This is a genomic window from Jiangella gansuensis DSM 44835, from assembly GCF_000515395.1.
GTDB lineage: Bacteria > Actinomycetota > Actinomycetes > Jiangellales > Jiangellaceae > Jiangella > Jiangella gansuensis.
On the sequence record NZ_KI911782.1, the window covers coordinates 4,598,572 to 4,614,791 of the forward strand.

Genomic DNA, 16,220 nt, shown 5'->3' on the forward strand with positions numbered 1-16,220 from the left:
GCGTGTCAGACCAAGACCAAGATCCACCGTTTTTCAGACAGTCCCGCGCCCTCCGATGGGCGCTGACTTCAGGCCTTCTGCGCGCCGTACGTGTGCGTCTTTGCGCATAGGACGCGTTGTTGGGTCAGACGCCGGCGACGAAGGCGGTGAGGAAGTGGACGCCGTGGCGGTCGAGGTTGCCGCGGGCGCGGTCGTAGTGCTCGGTGGTGCGTGGGTCGGCGTGGCGGGCCAGGATCTGGGCGTCGCGCAGCGGGACGCCGGCGTCGAGGGCGTTGGTGATCGCGGCGTGTCGCAGCGAGTGCGGGCTGATGTGGCGCGGTATCCCGGCGGTCTTCGCGATGCGGGCGACCATCCGGTAGGCGTCGCGTCTGTCGATCGGTCTGCCGGTCATCGGGCGAAGAATCAGGCTTCCTTGGGTGCGTTCGCCGCGGCAGGCCTCCAGTACTCGCAACACCGGCACCGTGAGCGGCATGGTGGCGGGCTTGTTGCCCTTGCCGACCAGGTGCAGCACCCGGTGTCCGCGCAGGGTTTCGGCGTAGTCCTCGATGCGAACCGCCGCTGCTTCGGAGGCGCGTAGGGCGTTGATGCCCAGCAGGTAGGCGAGCGCGCCGTGGTGGACGCTGATGGTGGGGGCGATCTGGAGGAACCGGATCAGCTCGAGCCGGTCCAGGCCTTGGGTGCGGGACTCGTCGCGGTGGATCTTCGGCAGCCGGGCGTAGACCGCGGGGTCGGCCACGATCAAGCCGTCGATGTGGGCGAACCGGAAGAACCCGCGTACTGCGTGCATGGAGGTGTTGACCGAGGAGGCCATCAGCCCTGAATTGCCGAGGTGTCGGATGTAGAGCTCGACATGAGCGCGCTCGATGCCTACCAGCGGGTCCAGACCGTTGGCTTCACACCACGCGAACCAGCGTCGCAGCTGGTAGGCGTAGAGGGTGTGGGTGTGCCCCGTGTAGCGGGCCAGGTAGGAGACGGCGGCCCGCTGGGCCGGTGTCATCGCGTCGGGCTGGAACGGGAGAAGCGTCATAGCGGTCATGGCGGGCACCTGGCGAGTGAGACCGAGCCTCGCCACGGATCGCCGCACACGAGGCGAGGCACCTGCCCCGACGCTAAGCCGCCCCTGCAGCCAGGCCCGAGTCGCGGCGGAATTACGCGCCTCTGGTGCTGGCGTTCTCGCAGGGCTAGAGCCGGTTCTTCTTCGCGATTATCGGCGACGTCTCGACCGCGTGGAGCTGGTCATCATGTGTCATGCCATGACGGTTGGTGGCCAGGGCCACCCTTCGCGCTCGCATCCTCTCTGGATCATCACGAAGCCCGGCTGGTCCTCCCAGTCCGCAGGAAGACCGGTATCCGGAAGCGACGTCGCGGCAAGGAACGTTTCGTCGGTCACGTCGACGATTCCCAGGGTCCGCAGGCCGGCAGCTTGGTGCAGGGCCATGAGCCCACGCATGTCGCCCTCGCCCAACGAGTCCGCACGCTCCGCAGCGCGACGATACCAGCGCATGCCGGTGTCGAGGTCACCCGCGGCGAGGTAGGCCAGTCCGCGAGTGGCGATCGGCACGTAATCGTCGTCGCCATGAAGGTGCTGATCCAGCACGGTTAGAGCTGCATGCGGCATCCCTCCGAGCGCCATCACGTAGGCGGCGTTGTTCACAAGGATGTCGTTGAGCGGAACGCGCGCGACCCAGCGGTTGGCCTTTTTCGCAGCCGACTCCCACGTGCCGAGGTGCCATCCCTCTAGGAGCAGCGCCTGAGCGCACGCTTCGGCGTTCATCGAGTTTTCTTCGACGGCCTGCCGTGCAAGGTCCAGAGCAAGGCCGAAGTCGCAGCTAATGAACGCGAGCTTCTCTTCGACCTGTAGACGGGTTGAGGTAGTCAAGGCGCCGGCCGCGGCGATCGCGTTCCGCAGCGCACCGGCGTGGTGACGACGGTAACTGTAGGCGGCGAACTGTCGCAGCGCGGCGACGTTGTGAGGACTCTCGGTCACGCAACGGCGCGCGATGCGCCACAAGTCAGCTCGTTCCTTGCCGGCCTCCGAGGCCTCGAACACACGCAGGTTGGCATCCACCTCGGCGACCAGGCGCTTGTCTCCCTCAGCGACGGCAGCCGTCCGTGCGCGCCTCATCAACGTGAGGGCTGTCTTCCTCTCGCCCTTGGCCAGTGCCGCTTGGCACTCGATGAGCAGGAGACGGGCGCACTCGACGACGCCGGCCTTGCGGAGCCGCTTGGCCTCAGCGCTGGCGAGGTCCGGCTGGTTGTTCTCGATGAGTAGCTCCATGTAGGCAATGGAGATGTCCTGCCGGCTCGGCTCAAGACGCGTTGCTCGGAGCGCGGACGCGACCGCCTTCTTGCGCGAGCCGAGCTTCCAGTACGCGGTGGCCAGGTTAATTGACGTCTCCGCATCCGTCGGGTTCCGCCGCAGCGACTGGCGCAGGAAGTGCACCGCCCTTTGCGTCTGGCCCTGCACCGCGTAGATGTAGCCACGCAACGCGTCGGCGAGCGCATCTTCGGTGCTGATGAGCACCTGGAGTGCGTCCACCAAACGATCAGCTTCGATGAGCAGCGAGGCGTAGGTCAGCTCAAGCGACGGAGACGGGCCGACGCGCTCCATGAGTCGCAGAGCATCGTCCTGCCGATCGAGCTGGGACAGAAGGGTGGCGCCCGACCCGAACACCAACGCCAGCTCGTTGACATCGCACTGGCCGGACTCAACCAGACCGACAGCATCAGTCATCGCTGAGATGGCACTCTCGGCGGCCTCTGGGCTGTCACCGGCGACGTACTGAGCCTGTGCGAGCCTGATCAGGTTCGTCGGGGACGGCACCGCGGCAGCGCGGGCCTGGGCGACCGACACCACCTGCTTGGCGCTCTCAAGCCAGACCTCGAACTGGTCTTCCTCGGGCGCGCTCGGTCGCCAGCCGCCGACCGACGGCGGTGGAGTGGAGTCCACGCTCGGTTTCATCAGCGACTTCTCAGTGATAAACGCGTCGCGGACCTGGCTGTCTTCAAGGGTCAGCATCGGCATTGTGAACTCGACTTTCTTAGTCGCCGGTCAGGCAGCGCTTGACTTCTTGTGGGGACGCGCCGCGTTGTGCTTGAGGCGCTTCTGCAGAATGTCTGCTTTCCGGAGGAGCCAGTTCAGACCCTCACCGCGTATCGGGCGGCGGCTGCCGACCTTCATCCCACGTGCACTGGGATCAGGATCGCACAACTGCCTGATCAGGTTAGTCGTCTCGTGGCGAATGGCCGGAGGGCAAGCGTGGTGGAACTGCGCGAGTGGTATCTCGTATCGCGGGCGCAGCGCACCAAGGTCGCGTCGGATGCCGGCCTGACGGTCTGCCAGCGCTATCTGGACCACGTCATGAGGAGTCGGCAACGCTGCCGCGGTGATGCCTTGGCCGGTGCCGAGCTCGAACAACAGAGATCCGAGAGCGTACAGGTCTGCAGCGCGGTGAGCATCCTCGTCGTCGGGCGTGCCTCGGAGCCACAGCAGCTCGGGCGGTGCGAAGCGGAGGTCTCCGCGGCCTGCGATGTAGTCCTGAGCTGGCAAGTGCGCCAGCTTGTCGAGGTCGCGGGCGCGGCCGAGGTCGGAGACCTTGCATGGCACGTCCTTGTTCTTCAAGAAGAGCAGGCAGTTGCTCGACTTCAGGTCACGATGCACGACACGTTTCAGGTGCATCTCGTGGATGCCGAGAATGCAGGCTCTCCAGTGCGTCAGACGCTCGGCCCAGTCCCAGTCCTGGCGGACGACGTCGCTCTCGACCAGTTCTTCGAGCATTCCGTCGCCGTACTCAAGAACGTGGGTGTGCAGAGACATCGGAACCGGAACGCCGACCGGGCTCTGCAGCTGAATCGTGTCAACTCTGGTCTCGACGATGTCGACGATCGCCCGAGCCTTTCTGAGCTTGTGGAGCAGAACGCCCTCGTTCTTGAAGTCGACCTGGTCCTCGACCTGGGCACTGGGTTCCAAGACCTTCAGGGCGACTTGGCCCTTAGGCGAAGTTCCTTGACCCTCAAGAACGACGCAGAAGTTGCCCTCGCCGATGGGGTCGCCGACCGTGTACTGACCCAGGTTTGTTCCCTTGAGGACCGGGCCCCAAATTGCCGCCTTACTCATCGGGCTCCCCGTGCCGCTGGTCTACGCCGCCCTGGCCGTCAACAGGCTTCTCTTGGTACTTCGCACGCAGTCGCTCCAGCTCGTCGGGATGTTCAGCAAGGATCAGCAGAACATCCTCGGGCACCCGGCCCTCCGCAAGTGCGACGACATCCGCGGACACGCCGTAATAGTCAGCGATGCGCTCCGGAAGCCCTTCGCCGAGGCCGCGTTGCCCCCGTTCAATGCGTGAGAGCTGCGACGCAGCGACGCCAAGGTCCTCGGCGACGACCCGCAGCGAACGTCCCTGGCTCTCACGAAGACTGCGCAGCAGCGAAGCGGCCGACCCCGTCGAACCAGTCGACTTGGAGCCGGGCCGGCGCGGAGAACCCGGGGAAGACGAACTCATTCCACAAGAATACGCACTGTTGCCAAAAGTGGCAACAGTGCGCAAGGCTTGGTCCTCGAGGACCGGAGGAGAAGATACAGGATGCCTATCAGCCGCGACGAGCTGCTGGTCCAAGCAGCCGCCTTCGACCTGAGCGAGGCCAACGTCCAACGAGACTACGTCTTCGGCTGGATCATTAGTGGCCTGTTCACCGAGTCGACGCTGAATCAGACGGCGGTCCTCAAGGGTGGCAACGCGCTGCGCAAGGGCTACCTGCCGATGACCAGGTTCTCCGACGACCTCGACTTCTCCACCCCACACGAACTGGACCCGGACGCCGTCCTCGAGCAGCTGAACCTCGTGTGCGAGTTCGCCCGGGCCGGCGCCGGCGTCGACTTCGACATCGACCGCAACCGCCTCTCGGGCGAGCAACAGGTCGACAGCCAGCGGCACGTATACAAGTACCAGCTGTACTTCAAGGACCTTATCGGGGACCGAGACCACATCACCCTCTCGCTGCGCGTCGACATGACCGAGTACGACCGGCTGCACCTGCCGGTCCAGGAACGCCAGCTAATCCACCCATATTCCGACGCTGACGAGTGCGCCACCACGCTGCGCTGCGTCGCCATCGAGGAGGCCTTGGCCGACAAGATGAAGTGCCTGCTACAGCGCCGGTACTGCTTCGACCTGTTCGACCTGGTCTACGGCGCGTTCATCACCGACGCCGTGGACGTCGACCGGAGCGCGATTCTCGACGTGTTCCTCCGCAAGACACTGTTCAGCCGGAGCCCTGCCGCTGCCCGTTCCTTGCTCCTCGACCTGCCGCTCGACCTGTTTCGAGGATTCTGGGGCAAGGTGCTCGTTCCGGCGGCGGCTCGGATATCGTTCGACGATGCCGTCGCCAGGCTCCAGGAGGGCATCTCTGAGCTGTTCATGCCCTACGACGACTACCGAGGCGGCCAGCTCGCCTTCTACCCCTCACAGCTGCGCAACCTGATCCTTCAGGCTGGCGCCGGCCGGAAGCTGATGGCGCTGACCTACCAAGGCATCCAGCGCATCGTCGAGCCGTACTCGTTAGTGTTCAAGACCCGGATCTCTGACGGGGTGGGGCAGGAGTACCTGTTCGTCTACGACCTAACCGGAGGCCGCTCATCAGGGCCCGGACTGAGGTCTCTGCTGCACTACAACATCAATGCACTGGAGATCCTCGAGGACACCTTCGACCCGCGGTACGAGGTCACTCTAGCCAAGTCCGGCGACGCCGACCGTACCGGCGTATTCACCGGCAGTCGGCGAAGCGGGTTCTCCGGGTACTCGGCGTACGGCCACAGGCCTACCAAGCCGAAGCCGTATGCCGTGTACTGCCCCAGGTGTGGGCGCACCTTCCGCAGGAGCACCAGCTCGCTCCGCCTGAACGCGCACAACGACTCCTACAGCAACCGGTGCAGCGGCCGATCCGGGCGCCGGGCTTAGTCGCAGCTCGGGCGAGCCTCGGTACGCCGCATCACCCGGCTGCAAGGACGACGAGGCGGACGGCCACGGCACGAGGTCTCCGCGTGCCTCGACCTTGTGCTGGCGGGGTTACCGACTGCGCTGAAGGGTGCGAGTCATTCTGGGCGGAGTGACGCACTGTCACTGAGGTCCCGGTTGCATGGCCCAAGCCTTGGGGCGCGTCCTCGTGTGCGTCTGGGCTACGGCACAGTGCGGCAGTCGAAGGCGTCAGATCCAGTGCACAACGCGGGCGCGGCGTCGTACGAGGAAACAGAGACCATGGCTGGGTACAGGGACGGCTGTGGCGGGGTCGCCGTTCTAGCGGGCAGCTCAGGTGGTCCTCTGGCGCTGCCGCTCGCCGTCGACGACGACGGGTGCCCGTCGGCGAGGCCGAACAGCACTGCGGGCCAACGGCGTCACCGCCCACCCGATGCTGTCGCCCGACGGGTCGCTCTGGGGCTGAACGGTCGGTTCAGATCGTGTTGCGATCGCCGGTCGACGGGTCGGAGTTGAGCATTGACCGTGCGATACCGATTTCGTCGGTCAGTGCCCGAAGCAATTCCGGCGCATGGGCCGCCACAACCGCCCAGACGATGTCGTCGTCGACAGTCCAGTAGTTGTGGGCGATGCGGTTGCGCATACCCCTGATGAGCTTCCACGGGACGGCCGGATGAGCATCCAGCCAGTGCTGGCCAAGGCGTTCGAGATCGGCAGCCAGACGGATGACGTTGTATTGGCAGGCGCGCGCCACCGCGATATCCGTGCTGTAGGCGCTTCGGCCGCGCTTGGCCAGCTGGGTCATCTCGGTCAGGGTTGCATCCACGTACAACAGTCGTTCAGCAGTGCGTTCGTCCATCTCAGGCCGCGACAACCAGTGGCTTGCGGTGCCGGTTGACGCCTCGCCGGAGAAGGTCGTTCGACGTCAACTCTGTTGTGGTGACGATCTCGACCGGGCATCCGAGCACGGCGGACAGCTCCTCGTCCAGGCCGATGATGTCGACCACCGATGCGTCCGGCGTGAGCTCGACCAACAGGTCGAGGTCCGAGTCCGGACGATCGTCGCCTCGTGCGACCGATCCGAACACCCACACTCCGGCGATGGGGAAGCGTGCCAGCACGTCTCCGACGGCGCGACGATGGCGCTCGAGCAACGTGGACGGCCGGATGGTGTTCACCAGGCGGCTCTCGAGGCTGAAGCCGGCGGCGTCCAGCAAGCACTCGAGCATCGCGACCGACGGCTGGCGCCGGCCCGACTCGATCGCTGCCACCGTCGACTGAGGAACGCCCGCCGCGCGTGCGAGCTCCCGCTGCGTCACGCCACGGCGTCGACGTGCACCGGCTACCAACGCCGCGGCCGTGCCGCGCTCGCTGGCGTCCATGGCATCCTCAGCCTGCGCCATACGGGCCATGATAGCGAATCCGCCGTCAAGCTCACCGGGGGAGCGGGGCGGCGGAGGTGCGCTGGACCAGCTCGGCCGGGCGGGTGAGGAGGATCGGGTCGGCGTCGGCACCGCCGGTGGGGAGGATGCGCCGCAGCAGCAGCTGGGTGGCCTGTTCGCCGACGCGGACCACGTCGCTGTCGATGGTGGTGAGGCCGATGCCCGGCAGTTGGCCGACGGTGACGTTGTCGAATCCGACGATGGACACGTCGCCCGGCACGGTCAGCCCGAGGTCCGCGCACGCGATCAGGCCGCCGAGCGCCATGGTGTCGGTGGCGAAGAAGATCGCGCTGGGCGGTCGTTCGACGTCGAGCAGCCGGCGGGTGGCGGCGCGGCCGCCCTCGATGGTGGACGGGGTGGTTGCCAGGGGCAGGTCCACCTGACCGGTGAGGTCCGCGGTCTCCAGTTCGAAGCCGCGGCGGCGGTCGGCGAACGGTTTCACCGTCGCCTCGCCGGCGACGTGGGCGATGTGCCGGTGGCCCAGGTCCCGCAGGTGGCGCACGGCGGTCCGGGCGCCGGCGAGGTTGTCGACGACCACTGTGTCGGCCACCAGCTCCGGCAGGTCGCGGCTGGCCAGCACGATGTGGATGCCGCGCTGACGCAGGTACTCGATGTTGTCGCTCTCGGAGCGCACCGCGACGAGCACCACGCCGTCGACGCGGCGGTGTGCCATGGAGCGGATGATGTCGAGCTCGCGGGACGGGTCGTCGCCGGAGCTGCCGAGCACGAGCGTGTAGCCGGCGGCTTCGGCGGCGGCCTGGATGCTGTCGACGAGCTCGGGGTAGAACTGGCTGCGGATGTCGGCGACGACCAGCCCGATGGTGCTGGTGGCGCCGCGGGTCAGCCCGCGGGCCAGCGGGCTGGGCTGGAAGTCGAGGTCCTGGATGGCTGCCCGGATGCGCTCCCGGGTGGCCGGAGCCATGGCGTAGCCGTGTGCCCGGTTGAGGTACTTCGAGACGGTCGCCTTCGTGACGCCGGCACGTTCGGCGACGTCGTTGATGGTGACCCGATGGCGTCCGGGCTCGGCGTCGTCGCGCATGGTCATCACGCTACTGAAAGTACAAGGGGTCCATGGTCGCGACGTCGCCGGTGAGCACGTCGAACGGGATCTGGTCGAGCACGTCGCGGCGGACGTCGACGCCGGGCGCGACCTCCAGCAGCCGCAACCCGTCGGCGGTGAGGTCGAACACCGCCCGTTCGGTGACGTAGCGGACCCGCTGGCCGCGGGCGACGGACTCGCGGGCGCTGAACGTCACCTGGGTGACCTCCTTGACGAACTTGGCGTGCCGGCCCTCCGCCTCGACGTGCAACTCGCCGCCGCCCACCCGCACCGCCAGACCGCCGGCGGTGAACGTCCCGCAGAACACGACGGTGCCGGCGTTCTGGCTGATGTCGACGAAGCCGCCGGTGCCGACGACGCGGTCGGCGAACTTCGAGACGTTGACGTTGCCGGCCGCGTCGATCTGGGCGAAGCCGAGGAACGCGATGTCGAGTCCGCCGCCGTCGTAGAAGTCGAACTGTGCCGGCTGGTCGAGGATCGCCTCCGGGTTGGTGGCGACGCCGAAGATGACGCCGCGGGCCGGGATGCCGCCGACGGCGCCCTGCTCGATGGTGGCGGTGAAGTCGTCGAGCCGGCCCTCCTCGGCCGCGACCGACGCGATGCCGTCGGCGATGCCGACACCGAGGTTGACGACGTCGCCGGGCCGCACCTCGGCGAGGGCGCGCCGGGCCACCACTTTCCGCGCGTCGAGCGGGAACGCCGGCAGGGTGGAGACCGCGGCCCGGACCTCGCCGGAGAACGCCGGGTTGTACTCGTGTGTCACCACCTGCCGCTGCGCCGGGTGGTGCACGACGACGTCGACGCAGATGCCGGGGACGGCGACCAGCCGCGGGTCCAGCGTCCCGGCTTTCGCCACGTTCTTCACCTGCGCGATGACGGTGCCGCCGCGGTTGCGGGTGGCCTGCGCGATGGCCAGCATCTCCAGCCGGGCACCCTCCTGCGCGAAGGAGATGTTGCCGCGCTCGTCGGCGGTGGTGCCGCGGATGAAACACACGTCGAGGTCGAACCCGGGGTAGAACAGCCACTCGCGGCCGGCCAGCTCGACCACCTCGACCCGGGTCTGCGGGCTGACGTCGTTGAGCCGGCCGGCCTCCAGCCGCGGGTCGCAGAACGTGCCGAGCCCGACGTGGGTGACGACGCCCGGGCGCCCGGCCGCGATCTCCCGGAACAGCTGGCTCATGACGCCCTGCGGGAAGTTGTACGCCTCGAACTCGCCGGCCACGGCCATCGCGCTCATCGCCGGGGCCATGCCCCAGTTTCCGGCGACGACGGAGCTGACCAGCCCGCGCTGGGCGAGGTGGTCCATCCCGCCGCCCCGCCGGTCGCCGATGCCGGTGGTGTGCACGAGGTGCAGGCCGCGCGGTGACCCGGTCTCGCGAAAACGGCGGCCCAGCGCCGCCAGCAGTGCATCCGGCTCCAGCAGCCCGCCGCCGGAGCCGCCGATCGCCAGCGTCTGCCCGTCGTGGACCAGCTCGGCCGCGGCGGCCGCGGAGAGGAACCTGATCTGCCGCCTGGTCATGCCATCACGCCGCCGCCGTTGAGGTGCAGCGTCTGCCCGTGCAGTAGCTCCGCGCCCGGCCCGGCGAGGAACACGACGGCGGGGCCGATCTCCTCCGGAGCACCGAGCCGGCCGACGACGGAGTCGCGGGTGCGTTCATGGACCCACTCGCGGGTCGCGTACGGCTGGACCATCGGGGTGTCGATCGGCCCGGGCGCGATGGCGTTCACCCGCACCCGCGGCCCGGTCTCCCGCGCCAGCGCCTTGGTGAAACCGAGCACGCCCGCCTTCGCGGTGGCGTAGGCGACGTAGTCGACCGCGCCCTTGAACGCCAGCTGGGAGGAGACGTTCACGATCCGCCCGTGTCCGGCGAGCATGCCGGGCAGGACGTGCCGGGTGACGACGAAGACGCCGTCCAGGTCGACGCCGAGGGTGCGGCGCCAGTCGTCCATTCCGGAGTCGACGATCCGCCGCGGCTCCATGAACCCGGCGTTGTTGACCAGGACGGTGATGGTGCCGAGCCGGGTCGCGACGGCGTCCACCGCGGATGCCACCTGGTCCCACGACGTCACGTCCGCCGCGACGGTGGTGGTGCGGACGCCGTGGCCGGCCAGCTCCTCGGCCAGCGCCGACGCCTCGTCCGGCAGGTCGAGGTGGTGGACGGCGACGTCGGCACCGGCTCGGGCCAGGTCGCGGCAGATCGCCGCGCCGAGCGCCCCGGTCGCCCCGGTCACCAGGGCCACCTCGCCGGCCAGCGGTCGTGTCCGGTTCATGCGCACACCTCCTCGGCGCCGTCGCCGACGAACGCCGTCAGCGGCTCGCCGCGGGCCCACTGGCGCAGCGCGCGGCGGCCGAGCATGGTCTCGTGGATCTCGCTGGTGCCATCGAAGATCTGGGTCACCTTGGCGTCGCGGTGCATACGGTTGACGTCCTCGTCGGCGACGACGCCGAGCGCGCCGTGGATCTGCATGGCCTCGTCGGTGTGCCGGCGGGCGGCGTCGGAGGCGAACATCTTGGCCATGGAGACGACGTCCTGGTCGCCACCGCCGCCGCCGGCGAAGGACTTCGCGGCCCGCCGGGTCAGCTCGCGGGCGGCGCGGTAGTCCGCGGCCATCCGGCCCACCTTGCGCTGGATGATCGCGAGGTCGCCGATGGGCCGGCCGAACGCCTGCCGCGTGCTCGCGCGGTCCAGGCTGGCCAGCAGTGCGCCGCGCAGCAGTCCGCATGCGTAAGCCGCGGCGTCGATGCGGGCCATGTTCAGCCCGTCCATCATCCCGGCGAACCCCTCGACGTCGAGCCGGTCGCCGGCCGGCACGCGGACCCCGTCGAACAGCAGCTCGCCGTTCGGCATCCCGCGGAACCCGGACAGGGTGGGCCCGGCGCGGCCGGTCGCCCCCGCTGCGGACATGTCCACGACCAGGGCGACCATGGGTGCGTCGCGGTCGGCCGATCCGACCTTCGCCAGCACGATCGCGAAGTCGGCCACCGGCGCGAACCCGACCCAGCACTTGTGCCCGCTGAGCAGGTAGTCGTCGCCGTCGGGCACCGCCACCGTGGTCAGGGCGCGCACGTCGGTGCCGGCATCGGGCTCGGTGATGGCGAACGACCCGTACGTCCGGCCGGCCAGCGTCGGCTCCAGCCACCGGCCGGCCACGTGCGCCGGCGCGTACTTGGCCAGCAGGTACGCCGAGAGCCGGGAGCCGGCGATGCCGAGCGCCACCGCCGGGCTGTGTACCGCGATGCGCTCGGTGACCTCGCGGGCCAGGTCCATGCGCGACACGTCGAGCGAGCCGGCGCCGTCGTGCACGATCCGCTGCAGGCCGAGCTGCGCGGCCTCGGCGAGCAGGTCGGGGAAGAACGCCGCGTCGGCGTCGATGCGGCGCGCGGCCGGCCGCACCCGCGCTTCGATGAACTCGTCGACGTCCAGGAGGGTCGGGCGAGGCCGGATCGGCGACCCGGATGTCTGCGGCATCACGCCTCCTCGTCGGGTGGGTAGCAGTACAGGATGTGGACGCCGACGAGGCACGGCTCGCGGTCGGAGGTGGACGCCGTCATCGCCGCATACGCCTTGCGCGCGGCAGCGTCGACTCGCTCGACGACGTAGTCGACGGTCACGGTGTCGCCGAGGTACACCGGGCGCAGGAAGCGCACCCGGTCGTAGCCGTAGGAGACGGCGGTGACGTCGTGCGCCGCGCACAGCCTGGCCGCCGCGGTGGATGTCAGCCCGAGGGTCAGCACGCCGTGCGCGATGCGGCGGCCCTGCGGGCGGGCCCGCATGTACTCCTCGTCGACGTGCTGCGGCGCGAAGTCGCCGGTGATGCCGGCGAACAGGCCGACGTCGGCCTCGGTGACGGTCTTGCGGAAGGTGCTGCGCGCGCCCACGGGCGGGAATCCCGGTGTCGTCGTCATCGCCCGGCCCTCCGGTCCGCCGGGGCCTCGACGACGCCGTCGGCCAGCAACTCGTCGACGTCGAGGCCCAGCTCCATCAGCAGCTCGACGGTGTGTTCGCCGAGCAGGGGAGCGGACCGCCTGGCCGGCAGCGGCTGCCCGTCGAGGGTGATCGGGTTGCCGACCAGCTCGACCCGCCCGGCCACCGGGTGCTCCACCTCGAGGCGGCGCTGCTCCCAGCGCACGTACGGGTCGGTGGTCATCTGCCGGTGGTCGTTGACCGGTGCGCACCAGACGCCGGCCGCGTCGAGCGCGTCCAGGACGTCCTGGGTCGGCCGCGTCGCGACCAGGCCGGCCACCAGCGCGTTGAGTTCGTCGCGGCCGGCGGTCGCGGCGGCCTTGTCCGGGAACCGTTCGAGGATCTCCGGCGCCTCCAGCCCGGCTGCCAGGGCCTCCATCGTGGTCAGCGAGATGGCGATGTGCCCGTCGGCGGTGGCGTGCACCCCGTACGGCGCCTCGATGTAGGCGCTGCCGGGCGCCGTCGAGCGGCGCGGCGGCTCGCCGGAGTTCACGGCCGCGACGACCTCCTGCACCGTCTGGTGCAGCATCGCGCCCACAAGGTCGACCTCGACCAGCCGGCCCCGCCCGGTGCGGTCGCGGTCCAGCAGGGCGGCCGTGGCGCCGAGCGCGAGCATCGTCGCCGCGTGCACGTCCGCCACGAAAGGTCCGCACGGCGTGGGGAGGTCGTCGCCGGTGCCGGTGAGCCACAGCGCGCCGGTACGAGCCTGGGCCAGCAGGTCCTGGCCGGGCTTGCGCGGGTCCGGCACGTCAGCGCCGTAGCCGCTGGCGGTGCAGTAGACCAGCCGGGGGTTGAGCTCGTGCGCGCGCTCCCAGCCCAGGCCCAGCCGGTCCATCACGCCGGGGCGGAAGTTCTGGATCAGGACATCGGCCGTGGCCAGCAGCGCCTCGGCCACACGGACACCGGCGGCCGTCTTGAGGTCGACGGCGAGCGAGCGCTTGTTGCGGTTCATGGCCAGGAACTGGGCACTGGTGCCGTCGAGGAACGTGGTACCGGACTGCCGGCCGCGTTCGCCGGTGCCCACCACCTCGACCTTGATGACGTCGGCGCCGAGGTCACCCAGCATCTCGGCGGCCCAGGGCCCCTGCATCATGTGCGCGAAGTCGAGGACCCGGACGCCGGCGAGTGGAAGGGGGTGGGTGGTGCTCACGTCGGTGTTCACGGCGGTGCTCACGTGCAGGCTCACTTCCCGTCGAAGTCCGGTGCGCGCTTCTCCAGGAAGGCGGCCGTGCCCTCCTGGAGGTCATGGGTGGGCAGCGTCTCCTCCACGAGCGCCGTCAGCGCCCGCCGCACCTTCGGCAGCCCGACCGTCACGAGCTCCTCGTTGAGGAACCGTTTGGTCATCCGGATCGCGTGCGGCGAAGCGGCGCGGATGCGCTCGACGGTGGCGGCGACCTCCGACTCCAGGTCCGCGGCGGCGACCACCCGGTTCACGATGCCGAACCGGCGCGCCTCGGCCGCGTCGAGCCGGCCCATCTCGAAGGCCAGCTCGTTGGCGAGCTTGCGGCCGCTGACGTGCGGCGCCACCCCGACCGCGACGGTGGGCCAGGCGCCGATACGTCCCTCCGGCAGGCTGAACGTCGCCTCGTCCGCAGCGACCGCCAGGTCGCTGACCAGCACCAGCTCACAGCCGCCGCCGAACGCCAGCCCGTTGACGGCGGCAATGACCGGGTAGGGGTGGGTGGCGATCGTCTCGATGGTGCCGTACAGCCCGCCGATGAAGAAGTCCATGCCCTGCTCGGCGGTGGCGTGCTCCTGGAAGGTGGCGATGTCGTCGCCGGCGCAGAACGCGCGGCCGCTGCCGGTGAGCACCACCGGACCGGGTGCCTCGTCGGCGGCTCGCCGCAGGTGTCCGGTGATGGCGTGCCACCCGGACAGATCGAGCGCGTTCAGCTTCTCCGGGCGCTCGATCCGGATCCACGCGGTGCCCTCGCGGATCTCGTAGGTCACGTACATGCTCTCCCTTTCCGCTCCCCGTCGGTCGACGGCGTCGTCACTTGATGGCGCCCGCGCCCCAGCCCGCGACCAGGTAGCGCTGGACGAACAGGAACGCGATGAGGACCGGGACGTTGATCAGGACCGCGGCGGCCATCAGCAGCGGCCAGTCCTGCAGGCTGGCGTTGTAGAGGTCGTGCAACGCGATCGGCAGCGTCTTCAGGTGCTCCTGGGTGATGAGCACCCGCGCGAACAGGTAGTCCTCCCAGGCCAGCAGGAACGTGAAGACCGAGACGGCGATGAGCCCCGGCGCGGCCTGCGGCAGCACGACGTACCAGGCGCTCTTGACCCGGTTGGCCCCGTCGACGAACGCCGCCTCCTCCAGCTCGGCCGGGATGGCGCGGAAGAACGGCTGCAGCAACCACAGGCTGAACGGGACGCCGAACGAGGCGTAGGCGAGGATCATCCCGAGGTAGTTGTTGATGAGCCCGGCCTCGCGGAACATCCCGTACAGCGGTACGACGATGACGATCGGCGCGAACGTGTAGGCGTAGAGGATCGCGGTGCTGAACGCCCTGCTGCCGGGGAAGGGGAAGCGCGTCAGGCCGTAGGCGGCCAGTGCCGAGACCGCCACCGAGACCGCGGTCGCGCCGGTGGCGATGATGAGGCTGTTCTTGGCGTACGTGAGGAAGTTCGTCGTCTCGAACAGCCGCTGGAAGCCGCCGAAGTCCGGTGCGGTGGTGAAGAACGTCGGCGGGAACGAGAACAGCTCGGTCCCGGGCTTCACCGAGGTGAGAGCCATCCAGTAGAACGGGAATCCGTTGACGGCGACGAGCAGGACGATGCCGATCAGCAGGTACCAGCGGACCCTGGCGACGCGGTGCAGTGCGGCGGTCATGCCGTCTCCTCCCTCTGCCGGTACAGCGTTCGCAGGTAGACGGTCGTGAAGATCATCAGCAGGACGAACAGGATCATGGCGACGGCGGCACCGGAACCCAGCCGGGCCTCGCCGAAGATGCGCTGGAACGTCAGGACCGGCAGGGTGCGCACCTCGGTCCCGGTTCCGGCGAAGAGATACACCACGTCGAACTTGGTGAACATGAACATGAAGCGCAGCAGGATCAGGGTGTAGAGCACCGGCTTCAGCTCCGGCAGCACGATGTTCCAGAAGCGGCGCCACGCCCCGGCACCGTCGACGGTGGCGGCCTCCACTGTCGACGGGTCGATGGTCTGCAGCCGGGCCAGCACGCTGATCACGATGAACGGTGTGAACATCCACACCGAGACCGCGATCAGCGACCAGAAGATCAGGTTCGGGCTGAGCAGGTTCGGTGGCTGTGATCCGGGCCAGACCTTGTCGATGAACCAGGAGTAGGCGCCGGTCGTCGGGTCCAGCAGCCACCGCCACACCAGGGCCACCACGATCGACGGGACCATGTACGGCGCGAGCGCCACCAGCCGGACCACGCCGCGGCCGTGGAACTTCTGGTGCAGCAGCAAGGCGATCAGCACACCCAGCACCAGTTGAAGCCCGACGGTCAGCCCGGCGTACCAGACGGTGGTGCGCACGGAATCCCAGAAGTGCGGCGCCCGCAACAGGGCGGCGTAGTTGTCGAACCCGACGGAACCGAACCTCGGCAGGTAGGCATGCGCGTCGGTGAAACTCAGCCGGACCAGGTAGGCAATCGGCGCCGCGATCACGCCGAGCACCAGCAGGAACGCGGGGCTCAGCAGGAGGGCGCCCCAGAACCAGCCAGGCATCCGCGGGCCCTGCGGGCGCGCCAGGGGTCGCCGGCCGGAGCCCGCGTGCGGCGGGCCGCCCGTCGTCGTTCGCGTCAGAGACATC

16 protein-coding genes are annotated in these 16,220 nt (G+C 69.0%); 1 reads left to right on the forward strand and 15 read right to left on the reverse strand.

The window, feature by feature from the left end; translation table 11 throughout:
- Window positions 1–124 precede the first annotated feature (124 nt).
- The 4 genes from JIAGA_RS0121610 to JIAGA_RS34060 form a co-directional block, all read right to left on the reverse strand.
- Entirely contained in the window at window positions 125–1,036 is a 912-nt protein-coding gene (locus JIAGA_RS0121610; RefSeq protein WP_035812830.1) for a tyrosine-type recombinase/integrase, read from the reverse strand.
- Between the two features lie 210 nt (window positions 1,037–1,246).
- Entirely contained in the window at window positions 1,247–3,025 is a 1,779-nt protein-coding gene (locus JIAGA_RS0121615; protein WP_026877259.1) for a tetratricopeptide repeat protein, read from the reverse strand.
- A 27-nt stretch (window positions 3,026–3,052) separates the two neighbouring features.
- On the reverse strand, window positions 3,053–4,117 hold the full coding sequence (locus JIAGA_RS0121620) for a protein kinase domain-containing protein (RefSeq protein ID WP_084469931.1): 1,065 nt from the start codon (window positions 4,115–4,117) through the stop codon (window positions 3,053–3,055).
- Window positions 4,110–4,502: a helix-turn-helix domain-containing protein gene (locus JIAGA_RS34060; protein ID WP_084469933.1), complete on the reverse strand. Its 393-nt coding sequence runs from the start codon at window positions 4,500–4,502 to the stop codon at window positions 4,110–4,112. Before JIAGA_RS34060 ends, JIAGA_RS0121620 begins: the two co-directional genes overlap by 8 nt.
- A gap of 81 nt (window positions 4,503–4,583) precedes the next feature.
- On the opposite strand from JIAGA_RS34060, the gene JIAGA_RS0121630 reads away from it, so the two are divergent.
- Window positions 4,584–5,957, forward strand: coding sequence for a nucleotidyl transferase AbiEii/AbiGii toxin family protein (locus JIAGA_RS0121630; protein ID WP_026877262.1), 1,374 nt, complete (start codon window positions 4,584–4,586; stop codon window positions 5,955–5,957).
- Window positions 5,958–6,447: 490 nt separating this feature from the next.
- On the opposite strand, the gene JIAGA_RS31565 is transcribed toward JIAGA_RS0121630, so the two are convergent.
- The 11 genes from JIAGA_RS31565 to JIAGA_RS0121685 are packed head-to-tail and all read right to left on the reverse strand — an operon-like array spanning window position 6,448 to window position 16,219.
- On the reverse strand, window positions 6,448–6,831 hold the full coding sequence (locus JIAGA_RS31565) for a HepT-like ribonuclease domain-containing protein (RefSeq protein ID WP_035812832.1): 384 nt from the start codon (window positions 6,829–6,831) through the stop codon (window positions 6,448–6,450).
- A gap of 1 nt (window position 6,832) precedes the next feature.
- Entirely contained in the window at window positions 6,833–7,375 is a 543-nt protein-coding gene (locus JIAGA_RS0121640; RefSeq protein ID WP_084469935.1) for an XRE family transcriptional regulator, read from the reverse strand.
- Between the two features lie 31 nt (window positions 7,376–7,406).
- Window positions 7,407–8,453 (reverse strand): LacI family DNA-binding transcriptional regulator, encoded by a 1,047-nt coding sequence (locus tag JIAGA_RS0121645; RefSeq protein WP_169738919.1) that lies wholly within the window; start codon window positions 8,451–8,453, stop codon window positions 7,407–7,409.
- Window positions 8,454–8,463: 10 nt separating this feature from the next.
- On the reverse strand, window positions 8,464–9,993 hold the full coding sequence (locus tag JIAGA_RS31570) for an acyl CoA:acetate/3-ketoacid CoA transferase (protein ID WP_035812835.1): 1,530 nt from the start codon (window positions 9,991–9,993) through the stop codon (window positions 8,464–8,466).
- On the reverse strand, window positions 9,990–10,745 hold the full coding sequence (locus JIAGA_RS0121655; RefSeq protein ID WP_026877265.1) for an SDR family NAD(P)-dependent oxidoreductase: 756 nt from the start codon (window positions 10,743–10,745) through the stop codon (window positions 9,990–9,992). Before JIAGA_RS0121655 ends, JIAGA_RS31570 begins: the two co-directional genes overlap by 4 nt.
- Window positions 10,742–11,944 carry an acyl-CoA dehydrogenase family protein gene (locus JIAGA_RS31575; protein ID WP_051426717.1) on the reverse strand — a complete coding sequence of 401 codons (1,203 nt, stop codon included), beginning with the start codon at window positions 11,942–11,944 and terminating at the stop codon, window positions 10,742–10,744. Before JIAGA_RS31575 ends, JIAGA_RS0121655 begins: the two co-directional genes overlap by 4 nt.
- A complete protein-coding gene (locus tag JIAGA_RS0121665; RefSeq protein ID WP_026877266.1) occupies window positions 11,944–12,381 on the reverse strand; it encodes a MaoC family dehydratase in 438 nt (145 codons plus the stop codon). Before JIAGA_RS0121665 ends, JIAGA_RS31575 begins: the two co-directional genes overlap by 1 nt.
- On the reverse strand, window positions 12,378–13,613 hold the full coding sequence (locus JIAGA_RS0121670; RefSeq protein WP_157553406.1) for a CaiB/BaiF CoA transferase family protein: 1,236 nt from the start codon (window positions 13,611–13,613) through the stop codon (window positions 12,378–12,380). The genes JIAGA_RS0121665 and JIAGA_RS0121670 overlap by 4 nt, the downstream gene beginning before the upstream one ends.
- Before the next feature lie 8 nt (window positions 13,614–13,621).
- On the reverse strand, window positions 13,622–14,395 hold the full coding sequence (locus JIAGA_RS0121675; RefSeq protein WP_026877268.1) for an enoyl-CoA hydratase/isomerase family protein: 774 nt from the start codon (window positions 14,393–14,395) through the stop codon (window positions 13,622–13,624).
- A 37-nt stretch (window positions 14,396–14,432) separates the two neighbouring features.
- On the reverse strand, window positions 14,433–15,272 hold the full coding sequence (locus JIAGA_RS0121680; protein WP_051426370.1) for a carbohydrate ABC transporter permease: 840 nt from the start codon (window positions 15,270–15,272) through the stop codon (window positions 14,433–14,435).
- A complete protein-coding gene (locus JIAGA_RS0121685; RefSeq protein ID WP_084469937.1) occupies window positions 15,269–16,219 on the reverse strand; it encodes a carbohydrate ABC transporter permease in 951 nt (316 codons plus the stop codon). Before JIAGA_RS0121685 ends, JIAGA_RS0121680 begins: the two co-directional genes overlap by 4 nt.
- Window position 16,220: the final 1 nt, after the last annotated feature.

What these genes read in the sequence shown, in the direction of transcription:
- JIAGA_RS0121610 (WP_035812830.1), bottom strand. Translation starts at nt 1,036, where the DNA reads ATGACCGCTATGACGCTTCTCCCGTTCCAGCCCGACGCGATGACACCG.
- JIAGA_RS0121615 (WP_026877259.1), bottom strand. Translation starts at nt 3,025, where the DNA reads ATGCCGATGCTGACCCTTGAAGACAGCCAGGTCCGCGACGCGTTTATC.
- JIAGA_RS0121620 (WP_084469931.1), bottom strand. Translation starts at nt 4,117, where the DNA reads ATGAGTAAGGCGGCAATTTGGGGCCCGGTCCTCAAGGGAACAAACCTG.
- JIAGA_RS34060 (WP_084469933.1), bottom strand. Translation starts at nt 4,502, where the DNA reads ATGAGTTCGTCTTCCCCGGGTTCTCCGCGCCGGCCCGGCTCCAAGTCG.
- JIAGA_RS0121630 (WP_026877262.1), top strand. Translation starts at nt 4,584, where the DNA reads ATGCCTATCAGCCGCGACGAGCTGCTGGTCCAAGCAGCCGCCTTCGAC.
- JIAGA_RS31565 (WP_035812832.1), bottom strand. Translation starts at nt 6,831, where the DNA reads ATGGACGAACGCACTGCTGAACGACTGTTGTACGTGGATGCAACCCTG.
- JIAGA_RS0121640 (WP_084469935.1), bottom strand. Translation starts at nt 7,375, where the DNA reads ATGGCGCAGGCTGAGGATGCCATGGACGCCAGCGAGCGCGGCACGGCC.
- JIAGA_RS0121645 (WP_169738919.1), bottom strand. Translation starts at nt 8,453, where the DNA reads ATGCGCGACGACGCCGAGCCCGGACGCCATCGGGTCACCATCAACGAC.
- JIAGA_RS31570 (WP_035812835.1), bottom strand. Translation starts at nt 9,993, where the DNA reads ATGACCAGGCGGCAGATCAGGTTCCTCTCCGCGGCCGCCGCGGCCGAG.
- JIAGA_RS0121655 (WP_026877265.1), bottom strand. Translation starts at nt 10,745, where the DNA reads ATGAACCGGACACGACCGCTGGCCGGCGAGGTGGCCCTGGTGACCGGG.
- JIAGA_RS31575 (WP_051426717.1), bottom strand. Translation starts at nt 11,944, where the DNA reads ATGCCGCAGACATCCGGGTCGCCGATCCGGCCTCGCCCGACCCTCCTG.
- JIAGA_RS0121665 (WP_026877266.1), bottom strand. Translation starts at nt 12,381, where the DNA reads ATGACGACGACACCGGGATTCCCGCCCGTGGGCGCGCGCAGCACCTTC.
- JIAGA_RS0121675 (WP_026877268.1), bottom strand. Translation starts at nt 14,395, where the DNA reads ATGTACGTGACCTACGAGATCCGCGAGGGCACCGCGTGGATCCGGATC.
- JIAGA_RS0121680 (WP_051426370.1), bottom strand. Translation starts at nt 15,272, where the DNA reads ATGACCGCCGCACTGCACCGCGTCGCCAGGGTCCGCTGGTACCTGCTG.
- JIAGA_RS0121685 (WP_084469937.1), bottom strand. Translation starts at nt 16,219, where the DNA reads ATGTCTCTGACGCGAACGACGACGGGCGGCCCGCCGCACGCGGGCTCC.